The 24,956-nt window shown below is 63.0% G+C and carries 24 protein-coding genes and 2 pseudogenes; 6 read left to right on the forward strand and 20 right to left on the reverse strand.

Features of this window, described 5'->3' with window-relative positions:
- Positions 1-379 precede the first annotated feature (379 nt).
- The 3 genes from ACZYHG_RS11675 to ACZYHG_RS11685 are packed head-to-tail and all read left to right on the forward strand — an operon-like array spanning position 380 to position 3,567.
- On the forward strand, positions 380-1,435 hold the full coding sequence (locus tag ACZYHG_RS11675) for a sugar phosphate isomerase/epimerase family protein (RefSeq protein ID WP_464613903.1): 1,056 nt from the start codon (positions 380-382) through the stop codon (positions 1,433-1,435).
- Positions 1,436-1,490: 55 nt separating this feature from the next.
- Positions 1,491-2,684, forward strand: coding sequence for a Gfo/Idh/MocA family protein (locus ACZYHG_RS11680; protein ID WP_464613904.1), 1,194 nt, complete (start codon positions 1,491-1,493; stop codon positions 2,682-2,684).
- A 31-nt stretch (positions 2,685-2,715) separates the two neighbouring features.
- Complete coding sequence (locus ACZYHG_RS11685; RefSeq protein WP_464613905.1) at positions 2,716-3,567, forward strand: sugar phosphate isomerase/epimerase family protein; 852 nt, start codon at positions 2,716-2,718, stop codon at positions 3,565-3,567.
- Between the two features lie 130 nt (positions 3,568-3,697).
- Here the strand turns inward: ACZYHG_RS11685 and phnE (ACZYHG_RS11690) are convergent, their stop codons facing one another.
- The 13 genes from phnE (ACZYHG_RS11690) to phnG form a co-directional block, all read right to left on the reverse strand.
- Positions 3,698-5,065 (reverse strand): phosphonate ABC transporter, permease protein PhnE, encoded by a 1,368-nt coding sequence (phnE, locus tag ACZYHG_RS11690; protein ID WP_464613906.1) that lies wholly within the window; start codon positions 5,063-5,065, stop codon positions 3,698-3,700.
- A 1-nt stretch (position 5,066) separates the two neighbouring features.
- Positions 5,067-5,981: a phosphonate ABC transporter, permease protein PhnE gene (phnE, locus tag ACZYHG_RS11695; protein WP_464614665.1), complete on the reverse strand. Its 915-nt coding sequence runs from the start codon at positions 5,979-5,981 to the stop codon at positions 5,067-5,069.
- Between the two features lie 113 nt (positions 5,982-6,094).
- Positions 6,095-7,003 (reverse strand): phosphonate ABC transporter substrate-binding protein, encoded by a 909-nt coding sequence (gene phnD, locus ACZYHG_RS11700; protein WP_464613907.1) that lies wholly within the window; start codon positions 7,001-7,003, stop codon positions 6,095-6,097.
- An 89-nt stretch (positions 7,004-7,092) separates the two neighbouring features.
- A complete protein-coding gene (phnC, locus tag ACZYHG_RS11705; protein WP_464613908.1) occupies positions 7,093-7,950 on the reverse strand; it encodes a phosphonate ABC transporter ATP-binding protein in 858 nt (285 codons plus the stop codon).
- A 132-nt stretch (positions 7,951-8,082) separates the two neighbouring features.
- Entirely contained in the window at positions 8,083-8,793 is a 711-nt protein-coding gene (locus ACZYHG_RS11710; RefSeq protein ID WP_464613909.1) for a DUF1868 domain-containing protein, read from the reverse strand.
- Between the two features lie 86 nt (positions 8,794-8,879).
- Positions 8,880-9,497 (reverse strand): DapH/DapD/GlmU-related protein, encoded by a 618-nt coding sequence (locus tag ACZYHG_RS11715; protein WP_464613910.1) that lies wholly within the window; start codon positions 9,495-9,497, stop codon positions 8,880-8,882.
- Positions 9,494-10,201, reverse strand: a complete 708-nt coding sequence (gene phnL / locus ACZYHG_RS11720; protein WP_464613911.1) for a phosphonate C-P lyase system protein PhnL — start codon at positions 10,199-10,201, stop codon at positions 9,494-9,496. Before phnL ends, ACZYHG_RS11715 begins: the two co-directional genes overlap by 4 nt.
- A 211-nt stretch (positions 10,202-10,412) precedes the next feature.
- On the reverse strand, positions 10,413-11,189 hold the full coding sequence (gene phnK / locus ACZYHG_RS11725) for a phosphonate C-P lyase system protein PhnK (RefSeq protein ID WP_015315654.1): 777 nt from the start codon (positions 11,187-11,189) through the stop codon (positions 10,413-10,415).
- Positions 11,186-12,082, reverse strand: a complete 897-nt coding sequence (locus tag ACZYHG_RS11730) for an alpha-D-ribose 1-methylphosphonate 5-phosphate C-P-lyase PhnJ (protein WP_464613912.1) — start codon at positions 12,080-12,082, stop codon at positions 11,186-11,188. The genes phnK and ACZYHG_RS11730 overlap by 4 nt, the downstream gene beginning before the upstream one ends.
- Complete coding sequence (gene fosX, locus ACZYHG_RS11735; protein WP_464613913.1) at positions 12,079-12,498, reverse strand: FosX/FosE/FosI family fosfomycin resistance hydrolase; 420 nt, start codon at positions 12,496-12,498, stop codon at positions 12,079-12,081. The genes ACZYHG_RS11730 and fosX overlap by 4 nt, the downstream gene beginning before the upstream one ends.
- Complete coding sequence (locus ACZYHG_RS11740; protein WP_464613914.1) at positions 12,495-13,607, reverse strand: carbon-phosphorus lyase complex subunit; 1,113 nt, start codon at positions 13,605-13,607, stop codon at positions 12,495-12,497. The genes fosX and ACZYHG_RS11740 overlap by 4 nt, the downstream gene beginning before the upstream one ends.
- Before the next feature lies 1 nt (position 13,608).
- On the reverse strand, positions 13,609-14,220 hold the full coding sequence (phnH, locus tag ACZYHG_RS11745; protein WP_464613915.1) for a phosphonate C-P lyase system protein PhnH: 612 nt from the start codon (positions 14,218-14,220) through the stop codon (positions 13,609-13,611).
- Positions 14,220-14,681 carry a phosphonate C-P lyase system protein PhnG gene (gene phnG / locus ACZYHG_RS11750; RefSeq protein ID WP_464613916.1) on the reverse strand — a complete coding sequence of 154 codons (462 nt, stop codon included), beginning with the start codon at positions 14,679-14,681 and terminating at the stop codon, positions 14,220-14,222. Before phnG ends, phnH begins: the two co-directional genes overlap by 1 nt.
- A 112-nt stretch (positions 14,682-14,793) precedes the next feature.
- On the opposite strand from phnG, the pseudogene phnF reads away from it, so the two are divergent.
- Positions 14,794-15,544 (forward strand): annotated as a pseudogene (phnF, locus tag ACZYHG_RS11755) (phosphonate metabolism transcriptional regulator PhnF).
- A gap of 14 nt (positions 15,545-15,558) precedes the next feature.
- On the opposite strand, the pseudogene ACZYHG_RS11760 reads toward phnF, so the two are convergent.
- From ACZYHG_RS11760 to ACZYHG_RS11790, 7 genes and pseudogenes are all read right to left on the reverse strand, one after another.
- Positions 15,559-16,576, reverse strand: a pseudogene (locus tag ACZYHG_RS11760) (zinc-binding alcohol dehydrogenase family protein).
- Positions 16,577-16,644: 68 nt separating this feature from the next.
- A complete protein-coding gene (locus tag ACZYHG_RS11765) occupies positions 16,645-17,613 on the reverse strand; it encodes an ABC transporter permease (protein ID WP_464613917.1) in 969 nt (322 codons plus the stop codon).
- Positions 17,610-19,163 carry a sugar ABC transporter ATP-binding protein gene (locus tag ACZYHG_RS11770; RefSeq protein ID WP_464613918.1) on the reverse strand — a complete coding sequence of 518 codons (1,554 nt, stop codon included), beginning with the start codon at positions 19,161-19,163 and terminating at the stop codon, positions 17,610-17,612. Before ACZYHG_RS11770 ends, ACZYHG_RS11765 begins: the two co-directional genes overlap by 4 nt.
- A gap of 156 nt (positions 19,164-19,319) precedes the next feature.
- Entirely contained in the window at positions 19,320-20,315 is a 996-nt protein-coding gene (locus tag ACZYHG_RS11775; RefSeq protein WP_464613919.1) for a substrate-binding domain-containing protein, read from the reverse strand.
- Between the two features lie 345 nt (positions 20,316-20,660).
- The gene (locus ACZYHG_RS11780) at positions 20,661-21,659 is read right to left on the reverse strand and encodes an aldo/keto reductase (RefSeq protein ID WP_464613920.1); all 999 of its coding nucleotides are present in this window, start codon (positions 21,657-21,659) and stop codon (positions 20,661-20,663) included.
- Between the two features lie 63 nt (positions 21,660-21,722).
- Positions 21,723-23,228 (reverse strand): UxaA family hydrolase, encoded by a 1,506-nt coding sequence (locus tag ACZYHG_RS11785; protein WP_464613921.1) that lies wholly within the window; start codon positions 23,226-23,228, stop codon positions 21,723-21,725.
- On the reverse strand, positions 23,225-23,416 hold the full coding sequence (locus tag ACZYHG_RS11790) for a hypothetical protein (protein WP_464613922.1): 192 nt from the start codon (positions 23,414-23,416) through the stop codon (positions 23,225-23,227). Before ACZYHG_RS11790 ends, ACZYHG_RS11785 begins: the two co-directional genes overlap by 4 nt.
- Positions 23,417-23,478: 62 nt before the next feature.
- Here ACZYHG_RS11790 and ACZYHG_RS11795 point away from each other — a divergent pair, with 62 nt between their 5' ends.
- Entirely contained in the window at positions 23,479-24,381 is a 903-nt protein-coding gene (locus ACZYHG_RS11795) for a GntR family transcriptional regulator (protein WP_464613923.1), read from the forward strand.
- 216 nt (positions 24,382-24,597) lie between these two features.
- The gene (locus tag ACZYHG_RS11800; RefSeq protein WP_464613924.1) at positions 24,598-24,954 is read left to right on the forward strand and encodes a DUF2946 family protein; all 357 of its coding nucleotides are present in this window, start codon (positions 24,598-24,600) and stop codon (positions 24,952-24,954) included.
- Positions 24,955-24,956: the final 2 nt, after the last annotated feature.

A 24,956-nucleotide genomic window follows, 5' to 3' on the forward strand; every position in this document is an offset into this window, starting at 1 on the left:
CCGTATGGTTTGCCTGCGACATGCATCGCTAAAAGGCGACGCAAGGGTTCCTCCCCAAGGCATCCCCAGCCTTTTTCTGCAAACTGGTTCGACCAATTGGGCCTGAAGCGAGGTCTACAGCAAATTCCAGGGGACGGCAAGAAGTGCGGTGACGGAACTTTTCGTGCGAATTATTCCATTGATTATATTGCTATATATGCCGATATGCCGAATGCACCGAGGTCTTTGGCGATGCATTGTGAGGCTTGACCAAATTCCCTTATTTGGTAATACCAGAATGGCAGTGCCTGCAAAGCGCCTGGTGCGAAAAGACCAAAATGGCTGGCCCTGCTTCCAATCGGCGCTATGCTTGGTCGCGACACAATGAGGGAGGATGCCGATGCCGACGACAATGAAGGGCCCTGGACTGTTTCTGGCGCAGTTCGCGGGTGATGCAGCGCCGTTCAATTCGCTGGCCTCGATCACCAAATGGGCCGCCGGTCTCGGCTACAAGGGTGTGCAGATCCCGACCTGGGACGCGCGGCTGTTCGACCTCAAGAAGGCGGCGTCTTCCAAGACCTATTGCGACGAGGTGAAGGGCATCTGTGCCGATGCCGGCGTCGAGATCACCGAATTGTCGACGCATCTGCAGGGGCAGTTGGTGGCAGTGCATCCGGCCTATGACGCGCAGATGGATGGCTTCGCGCCGGCCTCGGTGCACAACAACCCAAAGGCGCGGCAGAAATGGGCTGTCGAACAGATGAAGTTCGGTGCCAAGGCATCGCGCAATCTCGGGCTGAATGCAACGGTGTCGTTCACCGGCTCGCTGGCTTTCCCTTACCTCTATCCCTTCCCGCAGCGGCCCGCCGGACTGATCGAGGAGGCCTTTGGCGAACTCGGCAAACGCTGGAAGCCGATCCTCGATGTCTATGAGGACAATGGCGTCGATGTCGGCTACGAAATTCATCCCTCTGAGGACGTGTTCGACGGCGCGACCTTCGAGATGTTCCTTGATGCAGTTGGTGGCCACAAGCGTTGCAACATCAACTATGACCCGTCGCATTTCCTTTTGCAGCAGCTCGATTATCTCGAATTCATCGACATCTATCACGAGCGCATCAAGGCCTTCCACGTCAAGGACGCCGAGTTCAACCCGACAGGCCGGCAAGGCGTCTATTCCGGCTATCAGAGCTGGACCAACCGCGCCGGCCGTTTCCGCTCGCTGGGCGACGGGCAGGTGGATTTCGGCGGCATCTTCTCCAAGCTGACGCAGTACAATTATGATTCCTGGGCGGTGCTGGAATGGGAGTGCTGCCTGAAACATCCTGAAGACGGCGCGGCAGAGGGTGCGCCTTTCATCCAGCACCACATCATCCGCGTGACGGAAAGGGCATTCGACGATTTTGCCAGCGGCACCACGGACAAGAAGCTGCTGCGCGCGATGATGGGTATCTGACAGGACTTATCCCTTCCCTGATAGGGAGGAGCATCCAAGACACGAGGGAGAAAACATGGTCGGCGCATCGAAGTCGGAAACGGGAGGCGGCCCGATCCGCTATGGCATGGTCGGCGGCGGGCAGGGCGCCTTCATCGGTGCGGTGCATCGCATAGCGGCGCGCATGGACAATGATTTCGTGCTGGTGGCCGGTGCGCTGTCGGCCAATCCCGAGCGCGCCAAGGCTTCGGCCGCCGAACTCGGGCTCGATCCGGATCGCAGCTATGCGTCCTATGCCGAGATGGCCATGGCCGAGGCGAAACGCCCCGACGGCATCGAGGCGGTGGCCATCGTCACGCCGAACAATGTGCACGTACCGGCAGCCAAAGCCTTCCTCGAGGCCGGCATCCATGTGATCTGCGACAAGCCGCTGGCAACGACACTGGCCGAGGCCAAGGAACTCGCGGCGATCGTCGAGAAGACCGGCAAGGTGTTCGTGCTGACGCACAACTACACCGCCTATCCGATGATCCGCCAGGCGCGCGAGATGGTGGCCAAGGGGCAACTTGGCGACATCCGCATCGTGCAGTCCGAATATCCGCAGGACTGGCTGACCGAGGATCTCGCCGCCACCGGCCAGAAGCAGGCGGCGTGGCGCTCCGATCCCAAGCAGGCGGGCGCGGGCGGCGCGCTGGGCGATATCGGCACGCATGCCTACAATCTGGCGCGCTTCGTCTCCGGGCTCGAACTCGATTCGCTGTCGGCCGATCTCGATGCTTTCGTGCCGGGGCGTCAACTCGACGACAATGTCAACGTCATGCTGCGCTTCAAGCCAGCCGGCAAGACGCATCCGGCCAAGGGCATGATCTGGGCGAGCCAGGTGGCGCCCGGCCATGAGAACGGACTGAAGCTGCGCATCTATGGGTCCAAAGGCGGGCTGGAATGGGTGCAGGCTGACCCGAACTATCTCTGGTACACGCCGTTCGGCCAGCCGAAGCAGTTGCTCACCCGAAACGGCGCCGGGTCGTTGCCGGTGGCGGGCCGTGTCAGCCGTGTGCCGTCGGGCCATCCCGAGGGCTATCTCGAAGGTTTTGCCAACATCTATCAGGAAGCCGCGCGCGCCATCCGTGCAGCGCGCAAGAAAGGTGGCAAGCCGGCAAAGGATGTCGTCTTCCCGACCATCCAGGACGGTGTCGAGGGCATGGCCTTCATCGAGGCCTGTGTGAAGTCTTCGAAGAAGAATGGAGCGTGGACGAAGCTGGCGGAATAGCCAGCGCGCCGTCAAATGGGGGAGGGCGTCGATGAAAATCGGCATGTGCATGTTCTTATGGACGACCAGCGTCTCGAAGAAGCACGAGGCGCTACTGCGGGACATCAAGGCGACGGGCTTCGATGGCGTCGAGATACCGGTCTTTGCCGGCACGCCGGACGACTACAAAAAGCTCGGCGACCTGCTCGACCGCATCGGACTGGAGCGCACCGCCGTTTCGGCGATGGGCGATCCCTCGATGAACCTGATCTCGGCCGACGCGGCGACCCGCAAGGCCGGTGTCGACTACATGAAATGGGCTGTTGATTGCAGTGCGGCACTCGGCGCGAACACGCTGAGCGGCCCGCTGCATTCGACGCTCGGTGCTTTCTCCGGCAACGGCCCGACAGCCGTCGAGAAGAAGCGCTCGGTCGCCTCGCAGCGCGCCATTGGCGACCATGCCGGAAAGCGGGGCGTCACCATTGGGCTCGAGGCGCTCAACCGCTTCGAATGCTACCTTCTCAACACGATGGCCGACCTGTCGGAGCATATCGATGCCATCGACCGGCCGCACATCAAGGCGATGTATGACACCTTCCACGCCAACATCGAGGAAGCCGACCCGATCGGCGCCTACACGAAGCATCGCGGCAATGTCGTGCACATCCACATATCCGAGAACGATCGCGGCGTGCCGGGGCGCGGCAACATTCCGTGGAAGGAGACGTTCGCGGCGATCCGCAAGAGTGGCTACGACGACTGGCTGACGATCGAGGCGTTTGGCCGATCGCTGAAGGATCTGGCTGCGGCGACCAAGGTGTGGCGCGATTTTTCCGAAACGCCGGAAGAGGTGTATCGGGATGGGTATAAGCATATCAGGAATGGGTGGAAGAAGGCCGCTTAGGGCATGTCGATATTCGGGTGAGGCCGGCCCGCTCGATGAAGGCTATGGCCGGCGAAGGCCGGTTCTCGTAACCCAGCATTTTCGACTCGGCCTGACCCGAATCTCAACATGCCCTGAGATGCTGAGATAGCTACCCCTGCTCAGCCTGGATCCTGTTGTAATCGTGGATCGTGCGGCTGAGCCTGCGGCGCAGGAAATTCGACATGTTGTCGAAGATGAAGACCACCAGCAGGGTCAACAGCACCATGTAGAAGACGTTGGCCCAGTTGGAATTGGTGCGCATTGCTTCCCACAGTTTCAGGCCGATGCCGCCGGCGCCGACGGCACCGATGATGGTGGCGCCGCGGGTGTTGGATTCCCATTGGTAGAGCGTCTGGCTGATGAACACCGGAATCACCTCCGGGATCACGCCATAGCGTTGCACCAGAAGGCCGTTGGCTCCGGTCGAGACGACGCCCTCGCGCGGCTTGTCGTCGATGTTCTCCAGGGCCTCGGAATAGGTTTTGCCGAGCGTGCCGATTTCGGTGAAGAAGATCGCGGCACTGCCCGCGAGCGGCCCCGGCCCGAAGGCGCGGGTGAAGAACAGTGCCCAGATCAGCATGTCGACCGAGCGCATGAAGTCGAAGAAGCGCTTGAGCACCTGGCTGAGTATGCCGCTCGGCGTGATGTTGCGGGCGGCGAAGAAGGCGAGCGGGAAGGCGACGATACCGCCGAGCAGCGTGCCCAGGAACGCCATGACGATGGTCTGCAGCAGTTTCGTCCAGACGTCGCCATGTTGCCACTGGGCGTTGTTCCAGATGTTGTCGCCGGCGAGCGCGAGGTTCGAGGTGCCTGGCTTCAGTTCGGGCCCGGAGATGATCAGCGAGATCACTTCTCCCGCCGATTTGCCGAAGAAGGGCGAGCGCGTGTCGAAGACGAAATTGGCCCAGCCGAGGAAACGCTTGCGCACCTTGACGCGGTCGACGGTGACGCGGACTTCGCCGGCAAAGCCCATCTTGGCCACCACCTCGTCATCGTGCGCGGTGATCCAGTCCGGCACCGGGCCTGTGACCACCGGCTTGCCGCTGGTTAGCGCTACCGGCACGGTCCGGCCGTTGGCCACAATCGTCGCCTGCGTCTTGTCGAAGGTTACGGACTTTGCCGGGCCGTCGATCAGTACGGTGAAGGTTCCGTCCGGGCTCTTGATCACCCAGTCGGGGTTGGGGTTGTCGCCCAGCGCCGAGAAGCGCGGATATTTCGGCGTGATCTCGGGCTGGTCGAGACGGAATTCCGGTTGCAAATCGTAGCTGATCCACTGCGACAGGAAGAGCGGCAGGCGCTCCCAGTGCGAGTCCCGCAGTACTTGCGGCAGAGTGAAGAACCACATGGCGTAAACGAGGTAGAGCACGGTGCCGAGAAGCAGAAACAGCGGGCCGAAGCGCTTGTAGGCGGGGCGCCGGAACACTTGCGGAAAGCGTTCCTCGATCGCGCTGATTTCGTCTGCGGTCATAGCAGCCATATCAGGCTCCCATCACGAAGGCTTGCTCGCCGACGAGCTTGCGGCGCAGCCAGGCGGAGAACTGGTCGACGATGAAGATGGTGGTGAACAGCAGCAGCACCATGGCCAGCGTCTTGGCGCCGAAGCCGCGCGAGATGGAGAGCTTCAGCTCCTCGCCGATGCCGCCGCCGCCGACCGCGCCCATGATGGTCGAGATGCGGACGTTGATTTCGATCCGCAGCAGCGTGTAGGACATGAAATTGGGCAGCACCTGCGGCAGGCCGGCAAAGCGAACCCGCTCGAACCAGTTGGCGCCAACCGCCCGCAGGCCTTCCTCGGCCCGCATGTCGATGTTCTCATTGATCTCGTAGAACAGCTTGCCCAGTGCGCCGATCGAATGCAGGCCGATGGCGATGATGGCGGCGACCGGGCCGATCGAGACGATCGCGGCGAACAGGCCGGCGATGACGATCTCGGGGAAGGCGCGCAGCAGCTCCATAAAGCGCTTGACGACAAGCCGCAGCACCGGGTGCGGCGTCAGGTTGCGCGCGGCGATGAAGGAAAACGGCACGGCGAAAATGAAACCGATGAAGGTCGAGACCAGCGCGACGTTCACCGTGGTCAGCATCAGCTCGAAATATTCGGGGATGTAGAAACCGCCCCAGACATAGATGCGGCCAAGCGGGAAGTTGAACTCCTGCGTGCCGGTGTCGTGCGGCGAGGCGACGTCGAACAGAGCCCGCCAGACATCGTTCCAGTCCTTGGGGATCAGCCAGCTCAGGAAATCCAGTATGTGCGGCAGACGGTCGAAGAAGTGGCCGGCATTGGCTTCGTCGGCGAACCACATGCTCGCGAACATCGCGGCAAGCAGCAGGGCGACGCCAAGCGCCGTATAGAACCGGCGCAGCGACGTCTGGCGTCGCCAGGCATCGGCCATCTGGTGGGTGGCGCCAGAGGGGGCTGCCGTGGAAGGGGCTGTCACGGAAAGGGTCATGATCGGGGATGCAAAAAGGGCGGTGTTTTCCAACACCGCCCTTTTCGATTTCGCCGTTAGCCGCCGATGGCTGCCTTACGGGCTTCGACGATGACGTTGTAGAAGTCCGGCTTCACCGGGACATAGCCGGTAAAGTCGCCACCTTCGACGCCTTCGAAGCAGGCCTTGTCCCGCTTGGGCAGGTCGGTGAAGAAGGCGGCGAGCTTGGCGGTCATGTCGTCGCCGAGCGCGGTGCGCACGACCAGCGGGCCGTTCGGGATCAGGCCCGAGCGCCAGACTTCGACGAAGTCGTTGGGGTCGACGGCGCCCTTGGCGACTTCCTTGTGGAAGGTGCCGGAGGTGTAGCCGTTCTTGAAGTCGCCGATACCTGAGGAATCGTCCACCGCGACGTCAACCTTGCCATCGCGCACGGCCAGAACGTTGTTCTCGTGGCCGCCGTTGAACTGGGTCGACGCGAAGAAGGTTTCGTTCGAGGCACCGGTGGTCTTCGGAATCTGGGTCAGCGGGATCAGGTAGCCCGAGGTTGAATCCGGATCGGCGTAGCCGAGCTTCTTACCCTTGGCCGACTTGATGTCGGTGATGCCGGAGGACTTCAGCGCCAGGCCGATCGAATAATAGCCGGTGGCGCCGTCGGTCTGCTGGGTGGTGAGGATCGGAGTGACGGCCTTCGGGTCCTTGAGAACGACGGCGGCATAGCCGGCAGCGCCGAGTTCGGCGAAGTCGAGCGTGCCGCCAAGCAGGCCCTGGATGACGCCGTCATAGTCGGCGGCCGGGAACAGCGAGACCTTCTCGAAGCCGAACTCGGTCTTCAAATGGTCGGCCAGGCACTGGTAGTTGCGCAGCCGGTCGGTCTCGTTTTCACCACCGAGAATGCCGACGCGGAATTCCTTCATATCGGCTGCGTGAGCGGCGCTGGTGGCCATGGCGAGCACCGAAACGGCGCCGAAAACCATCTTCCTGAACATTGATATCTCTCCTGTAGGTTCCGGCCCCGCGCCGGCAGCGTTCTGATCTTGACAGGTGCCCTTGACGCGGGCGGACGATCCAGTGCGGCTCAATAACCCGGAAATGCGGGTTCGAGCGGTCCGGCGGATGCTGCAATCTTTTGCTTGAAGGCAACGCTGGTGGAGGTGATGGCCTCCGATATCTCGCCGCCATTGCTGTCGGCGCCATAGACCAGACGCACGGCCTCACGGTTGAGCTCTTCGGGCGGGCCGTCGAAGACGACCTTGCCGGCGGCCATGCCGATGATGCGGTTGCAATAGGTGCGGGCGGTATCCAGCGTGTGGAGATTGGTGACGACGGTGATGCCTTCGCGCAGATTGATGTCCTGCAGCGAATCCATCACCACCTTGGCGTTGAGCGGGTCAAGCGAAGCGATCGGCTCATCGGCGAGGATCACCTTGGGCTGCTGCATCATGGCGCGGGCGATGGCGACACGCTGCTGCTGGCCGCCTGAAAGCGTGCCGGCCGGCTGAAGGGCTGTCCGGGCGATGTCGAGGCGCTCGAGGGCGGCAACAGCCTCGGCGCACTCAGCGCGCGAAAACATGCCGAGCAGGTTCGAGACGGTCGAACGGTGGTTCAGCTTGCCGAGCAGCACATTGGTCAGCACGTCGAGGCGCGGCACCAGGTTGAACTGCTGGAAGATCATGGCGCAGTCGCGCTGCCAGCGCCGCAGCGGCGAGCCCTGCAGCTTGGAGACATCGGCGCCGTCAAAAAAAATCGACCCCTGGCTGGGATCGATGAGACGGTTGATCATGCGAAGAAGGGTCGATTTGCCGGCGCCCGAACGGCCAATGATGCCGACCATCTGACCCTGCGGGATCGAGATGTTGATATCGCTGACGGCGGTGTTCTTGCCAAATCGTCGGCTGACACCGCGGATTTCGAGCGTGGCAGAGGCTGCTGACATGGGCAGGTTCCAGTCGGGACCATGTTAATCGTCAGGCTCTCGCCTAACGCAGCCACATGAACCTGCCATGTCGCCAGCATGTCAGTTTTGTTACGCTCCACAGACGCAGCGTCAGATGCCAGTTGCCGGCAATCAGCCAAGCACCAGCAATTCCTCGAAATGCTTCATGTCGCGGAAGGCGCAGAAAGCTGGAGCCTTGATCTCGATCGCCGGAGCCTGCCCTTCGAACAGTGCCAGGCCATCATCAAACAGCGCCTGCCATGCGGCCGCCCTGTCGTCGGCAAGACGCTGGATTTGATAGGCGAAGGTGATGTGGAAGACATAGGCGTCGTGATCGGGATGCCGGTAGCCGAACGGCACCGCCAGCGCATCGCGCCATTGGCGCATGATGCGCACGTCCTCGTCGGTCGCGCCGGCCACGGTGAGACCGGTCGGCACAATTTCGACCACCTTGATGTTGAAAGGACCGAAGCCCTCGAAGCCTTTCAAGCGCTCCAGATAAAGGCGGGTCATGGCATCGATGCTGGTGTCGAGCGGTACCTCCTGCGGCCAGTAGGGCAAGCGGCGGCGATGTTCGATGATGCCCTGGAACAGCGTCATGTGCAGGCTGGAGACGGGCGTGAAGGCGAGCCGGTCGGCGTCGGGCATCGCCAGCATCTTCTCGCGCACCGCGAGCACGACAGCCTCGGACGGCGAACCGCTGACCAGATGGCTGACGACAGTGTTGCCGGGTTCGGTCAGGAAATTGCCTGAAATGTCGTAGCGCGTGCCGAGATGTGCCGGCGGGGTCGGGTTGGAGCCGGCAAAGAATCCGGCGAGCGAGGGTCTGACGGTGTCGGGCATGGCGATCTCCTTGGGGGAGATGGCGTCCTGTCCGAGTCATGTGTCAAGGATGTGAACAGGCTCCCGGCTGACGATGATGTGAGGGATTAGCCCTCGTATTTTTCCAGAAAAGCCTCCGCTGAAAGCTCGCGGAAATCCTCTAGGGACGCGCGCAGCCTGGCATGGTCCCAGTCCCACCAGGCGAGCGCCTGGTAGCGTTCGGCGGTTCGGCGGTCGAAGCGTTCGCGGATCGGTTTTGCCGGCACGCCCGCCACGATAGTGTAGGGGGCAACATCCTTGGATACGACAGCTCCGGCGCCGACCGCCGCGCCATCGCCGACGGTGACGCCGGGCAGGACGGTCGAGCCATGGCCCAGCCAGGTGTCGTGGCCGATGGTGACGCGTTTGGCGCGGCGCTCAGCGAAGAATTCGCTCTCGTGTTCGGCGTCATCCCAATAGTCCGAGGCGCGGTAGGTGAAGTGGTGCAGCGTCGGCCGCCAGGTCGGGTGGTTGGTGGCATTGAGGCGCACGCTTGCCGCGATGTTGGCGAACTTGCCGATCGTAGCACACCAGACGGCGCAATCCTGCATCATGTAGGAATAGTCGCCGAGTTCGCTTTCCGAAACCCGGCTGCGGTCGGCGATCTCGGTCCAGCGGCCAAGTGTCGAATTGTGCACCTCCGCCGTCGGGTGGACCAGCGGCGTCTCCGACAATTTCCTGGTCATGCGGCGAGTTTTCCCGGAGCGAAGGCGGTGACGTCGATGATCCGGTCGGCAACCGCCTCGCGGACATCGTGGTCGTGGAAGATGCCGAGGAGGGCGACGCCGGCCGCCTTCTTGGCAGCGATGAGTTCGATCACCACGTCGCGGTTGGTGGCATCGAGCGAGGCGGTCGGCTCATCGAGCAGCAGGATCGGATGCTCGGTGATGAAGCCGCGCGCGATGTTGACGCGCTGCTGCTCACCGCCGGAGAAGGTCGCCGGCGGCAGCACCCAGAGCTTTTCCGGCAGGTTGAGTTGCGCCAGCAAGGCGCGCGCCTTGCCGCGTGCAATTTCGCGCTCCTCGCCGCGCTCGACCATTGGTTCGGCGACGACATCAAGCGCCGAGACGCGCGGCACGGTGCGCAGGAACTGGCTGACATAACCGATCGTTTGCCGGCGAACGGCGAGCACGGTGCGCGGGCTGGCATGGGCGAGATCGATCAGCCCGTCCTCATGCTTGACGATGATCTGGCCTTCGTCGACGGCATAGTTGCCGTAGAGCATTTTCAGAATCGAGCTCTTGCCGGCACCGGACGGGCCGCCGAGCACGGTGCATTCGCCAGCCTTGATCGAGAATGAGACACCGGCGACGACAGGCAGTTTGATGCCGTCGCGCAGATGCATGGTGAAGCTCTTGGCGACGTCGGAAACAACGAGGGGGGTTGGCATCAGAAGGTTCTCCAATCGTCATTCGTTTGCGGGCCAGCGCCCCCCTCTGCCTTGCCAGGCATCTCCCCCTCAAGGGGGGAGATCGGCAGCTTTTTTGTTGCTCCAGTTCTGCAACGTTGGAGAGTGGCGAAACCTGCGGCGGTAGCCAATCTCCCCCCTTGAGGGGGAGATGGCCGGCAGGCCAGAGGGGGGTGCGCCGGAGCAATCATCTTCACACCTGCAAGATCGAGGAAACGAGCAATTGCGTGTAAGGCGCGCGGGGATCGTCGAGCACGCGGTCGGTGAGGCCGCTTTCGACGACGCGGCCGTCCTTCATCACCATCATGCGCTGGGACAGAAGCCGCGCCACCGCGAGGTCGTGGGTGACGACGATCGCCGCGAGACCGAGATCGGTGACAAGGCCGCGCAGGAGGTCAAGCAGGCGTGCCTGCACCGAGACGTCGAGGCCGCCTGTCGGTTCATCCATGAACACCAGCCGCGGGCCGGTGACCAGATTGCGAGCGATCTGAAGGCGCTGGCGCATGCCGCCGGAAAAGGCGCGGGGCTCGTCGTCGATGCGGTCTTCCTCGATCTCGACGCGCGACAGCCAGTCGACGGCTGTGGCGCGGATCTTGCCATAGTGGCGGTCGCCGACCGCCATCAGCCGTTCACCGACATTGGCGCCGGCCGAGACCGTCATGCGCAGGCCGTCGGCCGGGTTCTGGTGGACAAAGCCCCAATCGGTGCGCATCAGGAAGCGGCGCTCTGCCTCGCTCATGCGATAGAGTTCGCGGAACTGGCCGTCGCGCATGCGGTAGCTGGCGGTGCCGGAGGAAGGCAGCAGTCGCGTCGACAGGCAGTTGAGCAATGTCGTCTTGCCGGAGCCGGATTCGCCGACGACAGCCAGGACTTCGCCCGGCCACAGGTCGAACGAGACGTTGTCGCAACCGACACGCGAGCCGTAGAATTTGGAAAGCGCCGAGACGCGCAGCAGCGGTTCGTCGGTCATTGTGCCGGCTCCAAGTTTCCTGCAGCAGGGGTTTCCGGGGCAAGATGGCCGCGATGGCCTTCGGCGCGCCGCTTCTCGCAGTGGTCGGTGTCCGAGCAGACGAACATGTGGCCGCCATGGTCGTCGAGGATGACCTCGTCGAGATAGACATTCTCGGCCGCGCACAGCGCGCAGGGCTGGTCGAAGGTCTGCACCTCGAACGGATGGTCCTCGAAGTCGAGGCTGACGACTTCGGTGAAGGGCGGCACCGCATAGATGCGCTTTTCGCGGCCGGCGCCGAACAGTTGCAGGGCCGGTGAGCGATGCATCTTGGGATTGTCGAATTTCGGCGTCGGCGAGGGGTCCATCACATAGCGGCCCTCGACCTTGACCGGATAGGCGTAGGTGGTGGCGATGCGGCCGTGCTTGGCGATGTCCTCGTAGAGTTTCACATGCATGAGGCCATATTCCTCCAGCGCATGCATTTTGCGCGTTTCGGTCTCGCGCGGTTCGAGGAAGCGCAGCGGCTCGGGGATCGGCACCTGGTAGACCAGAACCTGGCCCGCCGTCAGCGGATGCTCGGGGATGCGGTGGCGGGTCTGGATGATGGTGGCGGTGGCGGTATCGGTGGTGACAGCGACATTGGCGACCTTCTTGAAGAAGGCGCGGATCGACACCGCATTGGTGGTGTCGTCGGCGCCCTGGTCGATGACCTTCAGCACATCATCAGGGCCGATGATCGATGCCGTCACCTGGACGCCGCCGGTGCCCCAGCCGTAAGGCATAGGCATTTCGCGCGAGGCGAACGGCACCTGATAGCCCGGGATGGCGATGCCCTTGAGGATCGCGCGGCGGATCATCCTTTTGGTCTGTTCGTCGAGATAGGCGAAGTTGTAGGTGGCGATGTCGGTCATGATGCGACCTCAAATCCTTTGGCATAACGCGTCAGCCGCTCATTGAGCGTCCCGGTGTGCAGTTCGAACATGTGGTTGTCGTCGTCGTAGAAATAGATCGAGCGGCCTTCACCCTCGACGCGCGGACGTGGTGGGCGCATGTCGAGACCTAGCTTGCCGACGCGCTCGGCATAGCGGTCGAAATCGGCGTCATCGATCTTGAAGGCGATGTGGTTGTAGCTGCGCTCGGGCAGCTTCTCGCCCTCCATGATGGCGACCCAGATGTCGCCGACCAGGAAGAATTTCTCGCGCGACAGCGAGAACTGCTTGGTGTCGCTGGCATAGACTTCGCGTGCATCGAAAACGCCTTCAAGGATCGCGGTCATCCGCTCGAGATCCCTGACGATGAAGGTCATGTGGGACAGGCCCTCGATCATTCCGCGGCCTGCCGCTTCTCTTCGACCTTTGCCGGGTTCTCGCGGGCTTCGTATTCGGCGCGCATGCGACGGACGAGGTCGAGCTCGGCCTGGAAGTCGACATAGTGCGGCAGCTTCAGATGCTCGACGAAACCGGTCGCCTGGACGTTGTCGGAGTGCGAGATGACGAACTCCTCGTCCTGGGCGGCGGCAACGACATCCTCGCCGAGTTCCGTGGCGCGTAGTGCCCGGTCACAAAGCGCCATGGCCATCGCCTTGCGCTCGCTCTGGCCGAAGACGAGGCCGTAGCCCCGCGTGAATTGCGGCGGCACCTTGGCCGAACCCTTGAACTGGTTGACCATCTGGCATTCGGTGACGCGCACCGTGCCGAGCGGTGCGGCGAAGGGCAGTTCGGGAACGTCCAACTCCAGCTCGACCTCGCCGATGCGGATTTCGCCGACAAAGGGATGGTTGCGGGCATAGCCGCGCTGGGTGGAATAGCCAAGTTCCAGCAGGAAACCCTCATCGCCGCGTGACAGCGCCTGCAGGCGGATGTCGCGGGCCATCGGGAATTCCAGCGGCTCACGGGTGATGTCGCCGGGGACATGGTCCTGCGGCATGTCGCCATCCGGTTCGATCAGGCCTTCGCGGGCGAGGATCGCCGAGACGCGCGGCATGGCCTGCGCTTCGGTGTCACGTTGCAACGGCTCGGCGACATCGGCGCCGGCGGCAAGCTCGGGATCGAGCAGCCGGTGCGTGTAGTCGAAGGTCGGGCCAAGCAACTGGCCGCCGGGCAGGTCCTTGTAGGTTGCAGAGACGCGCCGTTCGACCCGCATGATGCTGGTGTCGATGGCCTTGGAGTAACCGAAGCGCGGCAGCGTGGTGCGGTAGGCACGCACCAGGAAGATCGCCTCGATCATGTCGCCGCGCGCCTGGACGATGGCGAGTGCTGCCAGTTCCCGGTCATAGAGCGAGCCTTCGCTCATCACCCGGTCGACGCCGAGTGCCAATTGCTCGACGATCTGGTCGAGACGAAGTGCGGGCACCGAACGGTCGCCGCGCCGGCGATCGGCGAGCAGGCTGTGGGCGTTGGCAATTGCGGCCTCGCCGCCTTTTACCGCGACATACATGCTAGGCCTCCATCGTCTTGATGCGCGTCGTGCGCGGCAGGCAGGCTATGCCTTCAGCGGTGGCGAGGATGATGTCGACGCCGCGCGGAAAACGCTTGGTGTTCTGCTTCCACTGCTCGACGAAGTGACGCGGCATCTGCGCCGGCGCGATCGTGGCGCTGGTTTCGATGCCAGGACCTTCGAGCAGCAGCGGAGCGCCTGAAGTGAGGTCGCTGACCTGCAGGATCAGTGTGGTCGAGCGGTCGGGATAATCCTGCGTTCCCTGCGAAAAGCCGTCGAGCGCCATCATCTCGGCCGGGTTGGCGACAAGTGAGAAATGCGCGTCGGCCGGCGTGTTGGCCAGCGGCGCGCCGGTGTGGAAACCAAGCCAGGAGCCGATCGAGGCGGAGGCGTTCAGGGCCGGGTCGAGCCAGAGCGGCGTGTCATTGTCGCAGAGCGCCAGGGCTACGGCGCCAGCGGTCGCCGAGAGCGGCGCCGGCGGGCGAGCCAAGGCCGGCAAAGGCCGCACGCTGCCCGGCCGCGCCATCGCATCCATGATCGCGCGGAAAACGGTCTGGGCGTTGAAGACCGGATCGACGAAGCCACCCTCGATCGATTGCGCTGCGATATCCATCAGTCTTCTCCGCGAACCATGGTGAAGAAATCCACCTTCGTAGCCGCCGTCTCGGCGCGGCGTTTTTCATGGGCAGTGGTGAGCGCCGACCGCAAAGGCGCGATCAGCCTGGCCTCGACCTCGGCGCGGCGGGCAGGGTCCTGCCACAGCGCGTCGGCGATCGCCGCCAGCTTCGCCTTCTGCTTGTCGCGGCCAAGCGCGTAGCAATGGCCGACCTGTCCGGAGGGAAGGCGGACGGTGGCGCGGGTGACAGTCGCCTCGCCGACATTGAAGGGCGCGCCGCCGCCGCCGATGCGGCCGCGCAGCGTCACCAGGCCGGTCTCGGGACCGCGCAGCAGTTCGGCTTGCGAAGGCAGGTCGGCCTCGTTCCAGAGCCGGACGATATCGTCGCCGCTCGATTGCGCCAGTGTCGCCATGGCGGCCTTGCGCTCGGCCTGGTCGCGGGCCTCCTGTCCTCGCATCAGCAACATTCCTCCTGGCTAAATTTGTCTATTGATATAGACAACTATACAAATTATACATATTACCTAACGCGTGTCCATGACGGGTGGATGACAGGGCTGGGGGCGAGTCATGATTGGGCAGATGGCAGCTGACAGCATCGAGCGGCGCAGCGGCGTGTCGCTGTGGCGGCAGATTGCCGACAAGATCCTGCACGGAATTGCGGTGGGCGACTTCGCCGAGAATGCCGCGCTGCCGCCGGAGGTGTCGCTCGCCGAACGCTATGGCGTCAACCGCCACACGGTGCGCAGCGCCATATCGGCCCTCGTGCAGGAAGGTGTGCTGCGGGCCGAGCAGGGGCGCGGCACCTTCGTCTTGTCGCGCAAGCGGCTGTCCTATCCGATCGGTGCGCGCACGCGCTTTTCGACCGGCCTGCAAGGGCAGACATCGGAACGGCATATCGTGCTGCTCTCCTCATCGGTCGAGCCGGCCAGCCAGCGTGTCGCCGAGGGGCTTGGCCTTGCCAGGGGCGCCGAGGTGATAAGGTTGGAGACGCGCGGTGAAGCCGACGGACGGCCTGTGTCACGCGCCGCCGGCTGGTTCGATGCCAGCCGCTTTGCCGGCATCGACAAGGCGATGGCTGAGACCGGCTCGATTACCGCGTCGTTGGCCCGTTTCGGCATAGACGATTATCTCAGGCAGTCCACCGTGCTGTCGGCGCGCCACGCCGATGCGGCCGATCTCGCCGACCTCGCCCTGCAGCCGGGCGCCATCGTGCTGGTGACGATCTCCGTCAACGTCACGCCTGACGGCCAGCCGGTCCAGTTTTCCGAGTCACGCTTCCCGGCGGAACGAGTTCGAGCTCAAACTGTCGGCTCTCTGAGCGTCCGTCGCAGTTTATCCGATCTCGATCACAGCCTTGATCAGGCCGGACTTCTCATGTGCCCAGCGGGCGAGATCGCGCGGCGTATCGGCAAGCGAGGTGCGGTGGGTGACGAGCTTGGCCAGCGGTACGGCGCCGTTGCGGATCGAGGCAGCGACATGGTCGAAGTCGGCACGTAGCGCATTGCGGCTGCCGATTAGCGTCATTTCACGCTTGTGGAATTCCGGGTCGGAAAAGACGATGTCGTCCTTGACGACACTGACCAGCACCAATGTCCCGCCATGCGCGACATGGGCGAAGGCCGACTGCACCGACTGGGTGTTGCCGGTGGCGTCGAAGACCACGTCGAAGCCTTCGCCTGATGTCGCTTCCCTGATCAGATCGGGTACCGCTCCGCGTGAGCCGTCGAGAGTTCTGGAAGCCGAGTTCGGCCGCCGCGAAGGCAAGCCGTTCGCTGCTCATGTCGAGCAGCGTCACGTCGAGCCCGGCGATGCGGGCGAAGATGGCGGTGCCGAGCCCGATCGGGCCGGCGCCGATGACCAGCGTGCGGGCACCGGCATCAGCCCTAGCACGCCGCACGGCATGCGCGCCGATGGCCAGGAATTCGACGGCGGCGGCGTCGGTCAGCGACAGGCCATTGGCCGGATAGAGATTTTGCTCCGGCACCAGGATCTTCTCGCACATGGCGCCGTCGCGATGCACGCCGAGCACCTCGATCCTGACGCAGCAGTTCGGCTTGCCGTGCCGGCAGGCGATGCACTTGCCGCAGGACAGATAGGGATTGATGACGACCGGTTCACCGACGGCAAGGTCGACGCCTTCACCGGCCTCGACGATCGTTCCCGACACTTCGTGGCCCATGATGCGGGGATAGGCGAGGAACGGGTGCTTGCCCTCGAAGATGTGGTAGTCGGTGCCACAGATGCCGACATGGCTGACTGCCACCAGCGCCCAGCCGGGGGGTGGCGCGCCGGGCGCGGGACGGTCTTCAAGGATGAGATCGCCGGGGGAGCGGCAGACGACAGCTTTCATGCTTCAATCCAGTCGGTTCACGGCGCCGCCGGCCCGTCGGCCATGCCAGCGGCGATGCCAGTTGTGAATTACTTGCTGCCGCGGCGACGCAGTCCATCGAAGTAGACGATGATGATGATCAACGCGCCGGTGATGATGCGCTGCCAGAAGGCGTTGACGTTGAGCAGGTTGGCGCCGTTGTTGATGGTGGCGAGAATGAATGCGCCGAGCAGCGGCCCATGCACCGAGCCGACCGCGCCGAACAGGGAGGTGCCGCCGATGACGGATGAGGCGATCGCCTGCAGTTCCCAGCCCTCGGCCTGAGTCGGATTGCCTATGCCGATGCGCGAAGCGAGCAGCACGCCGACGAACGCCGCGCAGAGACCCGACAGCGTGTAGGCCATGAAGATGGTGCGCTGGACGTTGACGCCGGACAGGCGCGAGGCTTCGGCATTGGAGCCGACCGAGAACAGGTAGCGGCCCCAGCGGCTGTGGTGGAGGAAGACATAGGCGGGGATGCCGACCAGGATGACCATCCAGAACAGGTTGGGAATGCCAAGGAAGGAATTGCGCGAGAATTCCTGGAAGGCGTCGTTGTTGATCGAGATCGAATTGCCATTGGTGATCAAAAGGCCGATGCCGCGCAGCGAGGTCAGTGTCGCCAGCGTTATGATGAAGGGCGGCAAGCCCATCTTGACGATGCCAAAGCCATGGAACAGGCCGATGGCGACACCGACCAGCAAGGTGAGCAGGACGGCAAGGAAGACCGGCACGCCGGCGTTGATCAGCATTGCTGCGATGACGGTGGCGAAACCGACCACGGCGCCGACGGAAAGGTCGATGCCGCCGGTAATGATGACGAAGGTCTGTCCGACCGCGAGGATCGCGATCATCGAACCCTGGCGCAGCAGGTTCGAGATGTTGTTGGCGGAGGCAAAGCTCGATGTGGACAGCGACAGGATGACCCACAGCAGCACCAGCAGGGCCAGAAGCGTCAATCCGAACAGGGCGTTGTAGTTGCGCTTCGGCTTTTCGGCAGCAATCGCTTCGGTGCTCATGTCTGTCCTCCCAGTTTTTCTTGTTTCTCGGCGAGCGCCTGCGTGAGAATTTCCTCGTGATCGGCGGCGTGGAACCCATGGGTGGCCACCAGCTTGCCGCGCCGGAACACGTGCAGCGTGTCGGCGAGCTCGTAGACCTCCGGCAGGTAGGACGAGATCAGGATGATGCCGGCGCCCTTGGACAGGAGCGCGCTGAACAGGCGGTAGATTTCGGCCTTGGTGCCGACGTCGACGCCGACCGTCGGTTCATCGAAGATGAACAGCTTGGCGCCGTGGGCCAGCCACTTGCCGATGACGATCTTCTGCTGGTTGCCGCCGGACAGGCTGGAGGCCAGGGCATTGCGCGTCGGTGTCTTGATCCGCAGGTCGGCGATCTGGCGGTCGGCTTGCGTCTTTTCTTGCGTGCCCGAGATCAGCATATTGTTCGAGATGCGTTTGTAGATCGGCAAGTTGAGATTGAAGCCGACGGGCAGATTGAGACACAGGCCCTGGTCGCGGCGGCTTTCCGGCGCCAGCGCCATGCCGAGCTTGATCGCGTCATGCTCGGAGTTGATCTGGACTTCATTGCCTTCCCACAGAATCTGGCCGGTCGATTTGCGGTGGCGGCCATACAGTGTGGTGACGAACTCGCTGCGCCCGGCGCCGATCAGACCGTAGAGGCCGACGATCTCGCCGGCGCGGACTGTCATCGACACGTTTTCGAAGCCGTTGCCGGAAAGGTTCCTGGCTTCGAGGATCGGCGCACCCGGCGTGAAGTGTTCCTTGTGGTAGATCTGCTCGATCGAGCGGTTGATCATCATCTTGACCAGCTCGGCGTCATTGGTCTCGGCGATGTTCCTGGTGCCGACCAGCGTGCCGTCGCGCAGCACCGAGACACGGTCGGCAAGCTCGAACACTTCCTCCATGCGGTGGCTGATGTAGATGATCGTCACGCCTTCGCCCTTAAGCCGGCGGATCAGCGTGAACAGTTGATCGGCTTCCTTTCGGGTCAGGTAGGCAGTCGGCTCGTCGAAGATCAGGAACTTGGTGCCGCGTACGGTCGCACGTGCGGCGGCGATCAATTGCTGCTGGCCGATGGTGAGGTCGCCAAGCGTGACATGCGCCGGCAGGTCGAAGCCGAGATCGTCGATGATCTTCTGGGCTTCCCTGACCATGGCACGTTGTTGCAGGATGCCGAAGCGGGAATTCTCCTCGCCAAGGAACATGTTGGCAGCGACCGTCAGATGGCGGCAGAGCACGACCTCCTGGTGGACCGCGTTGATGCCGAGCGCCATCGCTTCATGCGGTGTCGCGAGCGCTGCCGGCTGGCTTTCCCAGATGACTTCTCCGGAGGTGCGCGGCATGACGCCGGTCAGGAGCTTGATGAGGGTTGATTTGCCGGCCCCATTCTCGCCGACGATGGCGTGGATTTCGCCTGATTTGAAAGCGAGGTCGACGGGCTTCAGCGCGTGCGTGCCGGGATAGCGCTTCTCCAGTCCCCGCAATTCAAGGATCGTCCGCCCTGGTTGCAGCGCGGGGGCGGGATGCAGGTCCTGCGCTGTCGAAATCATGACAATCCTCCCAGATGGTCTCACGGTTGGCAGGCGGCGAGGCCGTAACACACCTCATTTGCAGCCTAGCCCAAGGCAGCGGATTGCCAAGCCGTTTGTGCCAGAAGCTGATGTTTCCGGGGCGCGAGGCCCCGGAAACAGTTTTCATACCGATGCCTACTTGAGCTTCGGGTTGAGCAGCGCGTCGATCTTGGGATCCTTCATGTTGGCCTTGGTCACCAGATTGGCGCCGGTGTCGACATTGGCTTCGACCTTCTCGCCCTTCGAGGCGGCGAGCGCGGTCTTGATGCCGTCATAGCCCATCCGGTACGGATCCTGGACGACGAGGCCGGAGATGACGCCGTCATTGAGGAACTTGATCAGCTTCTCGTCGCTGTCGAAGCCGATCAGGGCCAGCTTGCCTGCAAGGTTGTTCTCGGCCACGGCCTGACCGACGCCCTGCGCCATGATCAGATTGGAGGCGAAGATGCCCTTGAGGTCGGGATTGGCGGTGATCAGGTCGGTCGCGATGTTGAGGCCGGTCGTGGCCTGGCCGTCGGCATATTTGTCGGCCACCAGCTCCAGGCCAGGATATTTGGCCTTGAGCTCTTCCTTGAAGCCCTGGGCGCGCTGTTCGAGCGAGCCGGCACCGGGAAGCGCCGTGATCAGGGCTACCTTGCCTTCGACCTTGCCGCCATTGGCTGCGCCGATGGCTGCGGCGAGACCGTCAGCGGCAACGCGGCCGCCCTGGACGTTGTCAGTGGTCAGGAACGAAGTGAAGGCCTTGGAGTCGGCGCCGGAGTCGATGCCGATGACCTTGACCTTGGCGGCCGCTTCATCGATCGGCTTGCCGAGTGCCTTGAATTCCGTCGGCGAAATGACGATGGCGGCCGGGTTGCCGGCAACGGCGTTTTCAAGGATGGAGATCTGGCCATTGACGTCGGTTTCAGCTTGCGCGCCGAGTTCCGGCACATTGACGCCGAGATCCTTGCCGGCCTTGCGGGCGCCGGCCAGAACGATCTGCCAGTAGAAGGACGTGGTGTCCTTGACGATGATCGGAATGGTCACGTCCGCCGCCGAAACCGGCGCCGAATGCATGACGCCGGTAAGCATCGAAGCTGCTGCCAGCGCCATGACGGCGCGGCGGTTGAGTAGGCTGGTCACGAATTTCATCTAGGATCCTCCCTAAGTCGCCCGGTGAACGTTACGGAAAGCTCCGTTCGGATAGGCGCGGCCCAAACGGAACTTTATCAATAAAAAACAGTTGCCATGTTTTGATAGTGCATCGATCCGGGCGATGCAAGCGGTGTTTCACACCAGTCCATGCAAGGTCTTTCGGGGTGCACCCTCCCGCGCGCTCCTCCCTTGCCGAAGCCATATGCTCCCGTTCCGTTCTAGGAGATATGGAATATTAATTCCATACGTCAGTCAATATGGAATGTTCATTCTTTCTTGCGATCGCAAAGTTGTGAAGTCGGTGGCCCAGATATTTCGCACACCGGCGGACGGGTGCCAGCTTCATGCCAGCTCCTGCCGCACGGTGTAGGGACGGTATTTGGCATATTCCGTCTCCGGCACATCGACGTCGAGCAGTTCGAGATTGCGTGTCAGGTTTGCCGGTTTGGCGGTACCGGTCAGCACAGTGGCGACCGTCGGCTCGCGCAGGGGAAACTGGAAGGCGGCGGCGGCCAGCGGGTAGCCGCCTTCGCCGGCGATCTTTTCCATGGCGTCGACACGATCGAGGACATCGGGGCAGGCGGGCTGGTAGTCGAAATGCGCGCCTTGCACCGGTCCGGTCGCCAATATGCCGGAGTTGAAGACGCCACCGATGACCAGTGACGTCTTTTGTTTCAGGCACAGCGGCAGCAGTTCGGCTTCTGCGCTGCGGTCGAGCAAGGAATAGCGGCTGGCGAGCAGGATGCAGTCGAGCGGCGCGCGGCGCATCACATCGAGGCAAATCTGGACTTCATTGACGCCGAGCCCATAGGCGGAAATCGTGCCGGCCCGCTTCAGCTCCTCGAGCGCCTTGAGGCCGCCATCCATCAGCTGGCGAAAGTGCAGTTTGGTCTTCTCGACGCCGTGCGTGTAGGCGCCGATGTCGTGGACATACAGGATATCGATCTTGTTGAGGCCAAGCCGCGCATAGCTGAAATCGACCGAGCGCATGATGCCGTCATAGGAATAGTCGTAGTCGAGCGCGAACGGCAGCGGATCGACATAGGAGTGATCGGGCACCTGGTCTTCAGGCACCGGTCGCAACAGGCGGCCGACCTTGGTCGACAGCACATAGGAATCGCGCGGCTTGTAGCGCAGGAAATCGCCGAAGCGCCGCTCCGACAGGCCAAAACCATAGAAGGGCGCGGTATCGAAATAGCGCAGGCCAGCTTCCCACGCGCCTTGCAGCGTCTCCATCGCCTGTTCGCGTGAACAGGCGCGGTATAGGCCGCCGAGCGCGGCACCACCGAAGCTGATCTCGGTGACCTCGAGCGCCGTCTGGCCGATGCGGCGTTTTTCCATGCGCAACCTCCCCGTTGCCGGCCGACATCCGGCTCGGCCAAGTCTACGAGATATAAGTCAAATCTAGAGCGTCGCGCCGAGATGCCACGGCACGAACTCGTTGTCGCCGTAACCAAAATCCTCGCTCTTGGTCTTGCGGCCCGAAGCCGTCTCGACGATCAGCTCGAAGATCTCACGGCCCATGCCGGCGATGGTCTTTTCGCCCGAGGCGATGACGCCGCAATTGACGTCCATGTCCTCTTCCATCTGGTGATACATGGTCGAGTTGGTGGCGACCTTGATCGACGGCGTCGGCCGGCAGCCGAAGCAGGAACCGCGGCCGGTGGTGAAGACGATAACGTTGGCGCCGCCCGCGACCTGGCCGGTGGCCGAGACCGGGTCGTAGCCGGGCGTGTCCATGAACACCAGTCCATTGCCGGTGACCTTCTCGGCATAGCCGAACACGCCGTTGAGCGGCGTCTGGCCACCCTTGGCGACCGCGCCCAGCGACTTTTCCAGGATGGTGGTAAGGCCGCCGCGCTTGTTCCCGGGCGAGGGGTTGTTGTCGATCGAGGCGCCATGCTTGGCGACATGATCTTCCCACCACTTCACATAACCATCGAGCTTCTTGGCGATTTCCGGCGTCGCCGCACGATAGGCGAGCAGATGTTCGGCGCCGTAGATTTCCGTTGTCTCGGAGAGAATGCCGATGCCGCCGACGCCGGCCAGGATGTCGACAGCGGCACCCAACGCCGGATTGGCCGTAATGCCGGACATGCCATCAGAACCGCCGCATTGCAGGCCGACGACAATTTCGCTGACCGGGATCGGTTCGCGCTTCAACTGGCCGACTTCCTCGGCGATCTCGGCCAGCACCAACATCGCCTTTTCCACCGATTTGCGCGACCCACCGGCGTCCTGGATGTTGAAATGCCGTTTGCCGGCGGCGACACCCTTTTGGCCGTAAAGGGTAAGCTGGTTGACCTCACAGCCGAGGCCGACCATCAGCACGCCGCCGAAATTCGGGTGGCGGGCATAGCCGGCCAGCGTGCGGTGCAGCACCATCATGCCGTCGCCGGTGGCGCTCATGCCGCAGCCCTGGCCGTGAACGATCGGCACGAAGCCGTCGATGCCGGGATATTTCGGCAGCAAGGTCCGGTTGGCTGTGTCGGCGATGGAATGGCAGACGGTGGCCGAGCAATTGACGCTGGCAAGGATGCCGATGAAGTTACGCGTCCCGGCGCGGCCGTCGGCGCGGCGGTAACCCATGAAGGTGCGGGCGCGGTCAGCCTCGGTCGCGTGCTCGGCCTCGCTCGGCGGCACCACCGGCAGGCGGCCGGCCTCGAACACCAGATTGTGCGAATGGACATGCTCGCCGGGCGCGATGTCCTGCGTGGCGCGGCCGATCGCCTGGGCGTATTTGACCACGGCTTCACCGGCGGCGATCGGCTTGATCGCTACTTTGTGGCCGGGTTCGATCAGCGCGGTGGCGGTGGCACCGCCCGGCAACACAGTGCCGATCTCGATGCGGCCATTGGCAACGGCGACGTTGTCGGCGGGGGACAGAAGGATGGTGTTGGAGACGTTCACGGGCGGTTTCCTGGGTGATCCTGGGATGCGCGCGGATTGACACGCGCTTGATAAGAGTTAATGTCTTTTATCGTGAAAAAACAGTTTTGCGTCAATTGTTTTTTCGCGGCAGTTCCACGTGCGCGGTGATGGTGCTGCAAAAAACGAGCAGGACTTCTGAGGAAGCGATTCTCGCTTTTCAGGGTCATGGGAACGTCATATTGCGCTTCAAGCCGGCCGCCGCAAGCGCCGGCATGAATGGGTTCAGGGGATGTCGAAGAGCAACAACGTCTACAAGGACGCCTATAACAGGTGCCTCAGGCTGCTCGACGAGACGCGCAGCCTGCCGTCGGAACCGGAACTGGGCACGTTGCTCGGCGTCAGCCGCACGACCGTGCGCAGCATCCTTTCGCGCATGGAAGAGACCGGGCTGATCGCCTGGAACAAGCGCGCCAAGACGGTGCTGCGCGATCCGCGTCCCGACGATTTCTTCCCCGAGGAAGAGACCGATACACTGGCCGAGATCATCGAGCGGTCGTTCATGCGCAGGCTGCTCGCCGGCGGCGCCGAGGCCGGCATGCAGATCAATGAGCTTGAACTGGCGCGCGAGATCGGCGTCGGCACCACCAGCGTGCGCGAGTTCCTGATCCGCTTCTCGCGCTTCGGCCTGATCGAGAAGCGCCGCAACAGCCACTGGGTGCTGAAGGGTTTCACGCGGGCCTTCGCGCTCGAACTGACCGAAATCCGCGAGATGTTCGAACTGCGCTCGGCGGCTGCTTTCGCCGCGCTGCCGTCGGACAGCCCGGTCTGGGCCGATCTCGGCCGGCTGGAAGAGCAGCATCGTGTTCTGCAGCGCGACATTGCCACGCGCTTCAACGAATTCTCGGAGCTGGACGAGCGCTTTCACAGGCTCATCCATCGCGCCTCGCTCAACCGCTTCATCGTCGATTTCTATGACGTCATCGCCATGATCTTCCACTACCACTACCAATGGAACAAGGCACAGGAGCGCGAACGCAACGAAGTCGCGATCGGCGAGCATCTTGCCTATATCGAGGCGCTCAAATCGCGCGACCTCGGCAAGGTCGACACCGCTTGCCGCAAGCACCTGAAGTCGGCGCGCCAGACATTGCTGACCTCGATCCCGGAAGGCCGCTCACCGCAAAAATCCTGAGCAGCGTCGCGAGAGCCGCGACGCGGCTCAAATTTCTGTTTTATGCATATCGTTGTCCCAAAACCGCTGCGCACTTTTGGGCGAGATGCATTGGTCGCGCCGCGTTGCCGCAGCCTAGAATTGGCGATTTTCGACTTGTCGCCGCCGTGATAGATATCTTTCCCAGGATTGCTTGAAGAGGCAGATGGCTTGAACCGCCGGGGGAGACGCTGGAGCATGCCGGCCGCGCTTGTCGCGGCCTATCTGCTGTTGCTCCAGTCGACGCTCGGCGGGTTCGCCTCCGGCATCGGGCCGAATGCCGCGCAACTCGACGCTTTCGGCAACGTCATCTGTACCCGCGACGGCGCCACCCAGCTTCCCGGCGGTGACCAGCACCCGTCCCATCTGCCGGCCTGCTGCACGCTTGGCTGCAGCATGTTCTCATCGGCCTTTGCGCCGCCGCCCGATGTCGGGCTGGCCCTGGGCGGCCTTTCCTTTGAAGCCGTCGCCTTCGTCTTTCCGGCGAGCATTCATCTCGACTTTGCGCGCGAACGCTCGCCGTCGAACCCGCGAGCGCCGCCGCTGGCGGCCTGAGC

The organism is Mesorhizobium subarcticum, assembly GCF_055456085.1.

What these genes read in the sequence shown, in the direction of transcription:
- ACZYHG_RS11675 (WP_464613903.1), top strand. Translation starts at nt 380, where the DNA reads ATGCCGACGACAATGAAGGGCCCTGGACTGTTTCTGGCGCAGTTCGCG.
- ACZYHG_RS11680 (WP_464613904.1), top strand. Translation starts at nt 1,491, where the DNA reads ATGGTCGGCGCATCGAAGTCGGAAACGGGAGGCGGCCCGATCCGCTAT.
- ACZYHG_RS11685 (WP_464613905.1), top strand. Translation starts at nt 2,716, where the DNA reads ATGAAAATCGGCATGTGCATGTTCTTATGGACGACCAGCGTCTCGAAG.
- phnE (WP_464613906.1), bottom strand. Translation starts at nt 5,065, where the DNA reads ATGGCTGCTATGACCGCAGACGAAATCAGCGCGATCGAGGAACGCTTT.
- phnE (WP_464614665.1), bottom strand. Translation starts at nt 5,981, where the DNA reads ATGGCCGATGCCTGGCGACGCCAGACGTCGCTGCGCCGGTTCTATACG.
- phnD (WP_464613907.1), bottom strand. Translation starts at nt 7,003, where the DNA reads ATGTTCAGGAAGATGGTTTTCGGCGCCGTTTCGGTGCTCGCCATGGCC.
- phnC (WP_464613908.1), bottom strand. Translation starts at nt 7,950, where the DNA reads ATGTCAGCAGCCTCTGCCACGCTCGAAATCCGCGGTGTCAGCCGACGA.
- ACZYHG_RS11710 (WP_464613909.1), bottom strand. Translation starts at nt 8,793, where the DNA reads ATGCCCGACACCGTCAGACCCTCGCTCGCCGGATTCTTTGCCGGCTCC.
- ACZYHG_RS11715 (WP_464613910.1), bottom strand. Translation starts at nt 9,497, where the DNA reads ATGACCAGGAAATTGTCGGAGACGCCGCTGGTCCACCCGACGGCGGAG.
- phnL (WP_464613911.1), bottom strand. Translation starts at nt 10,201, where the DNA reads ATGCCAACCCCCCTCGTTGTTTCCGACGTCGCCAAGAGCTTCACCATG.
- phnK (WP_015315654.1), bottom strand. Translation starts at nt 11,189, where the DNA reads ATGACCGACGAACCGCTGCTGCGCGTCTCGGCGCTTTCCAAATTCTAC.
- ACZYHG_RS11730 (WP_464613912.1), bottom strand. Translation starts at nt 12,082, where the DNA reads ATGACCGACATCGCCACCTACAACTTCGCCTATCTCGACGAACAGACC.
- fosX (WP_464613913.1), bottom strand. Translation starts at nt 12,498, where the DNA reads ATGATCGAGGGCCTGTCCCACATGACCTTCATCGTCAGGGATCTCGAG.
- ACZYHG_RS11740 (WP_464613914.1), bottom strand. Translation starts at nt 13,607, where the DNA reads ATGTATGTCGCGGTAAAAGGCGGCGAGGCCGCAATTGCCAACGCCCAC.
- phnH (WP_464613915.1), bottom strand. Translation starts at nt 14,220, where the DNA reads ATGGATATCGCAGCGCAATCGATCGAGGGTGGCTTCGTCGATCCGGTC.
- phnG (WP_464613916.1), bottom strand. Translation starts at nt 14,681, where the DNA reads ATGCGAGGACAGGAGGCCCGCGACCAGGCCGAGCGCAAGGCCGCCATG.
- ACZYHG_RS11765 (WP_464613917.1), bottom strand. Translation starts at nt 17,613, where the DNA reads ATGAGCACCGAAGCGATTGCTGCCGAAAAGCCGAAGCGCAACTACAAC.
- ACZYHG_RS11770 (WP_464613918.1), bottom strand. Translation starts at nt 19,163, where the DNA reads ATGATTTCGACAGCGCAGGACCTGCATCCCGCCCCCGCGCTGCAACCA.
- ACZYHG_RS11775 (WP_464613919.1), bottom strand. Translation starts at nt 20,315, where the DNA reads ATGAAATTCGTGACCAGCCTACTCAACCGCCGCGCCGTCATGGCGCTG.
- ACZYHG_RS11780 (WP_464613920.1), bottom strand. Translation starts at nt 21,659, where the DNA reads ATGGAAAAACGCCGCATCGGCCAGACGGCGCTCGAGGTCACCGAGATC.
- ACZYHG_RS11790 (WP_464613922.1), bottom strand. Translation starts at nt 23,416, where the DNA reads ATGACCCTGAAAAGCGAGAATCGCTTCCTCAGAAGTCCTGCTCGTTTT.
- ACZYHG_RS11795 (WP_464613923.1), top strand. Translation starts at nt 23,479, where the DNA reads ATGTCGAAGAGCAACAACGTCTACAAGGACGCCTATAACAGGTGCCTC.
- ACZYHG_RS11800 (WP_464613924.1), top strand. Translation starts at nt 24,598, where the DNA reads ATGCCGGCCGCGCTTGTCGCGGCCTATCTGCTGTTGCTCCAGTCGACG.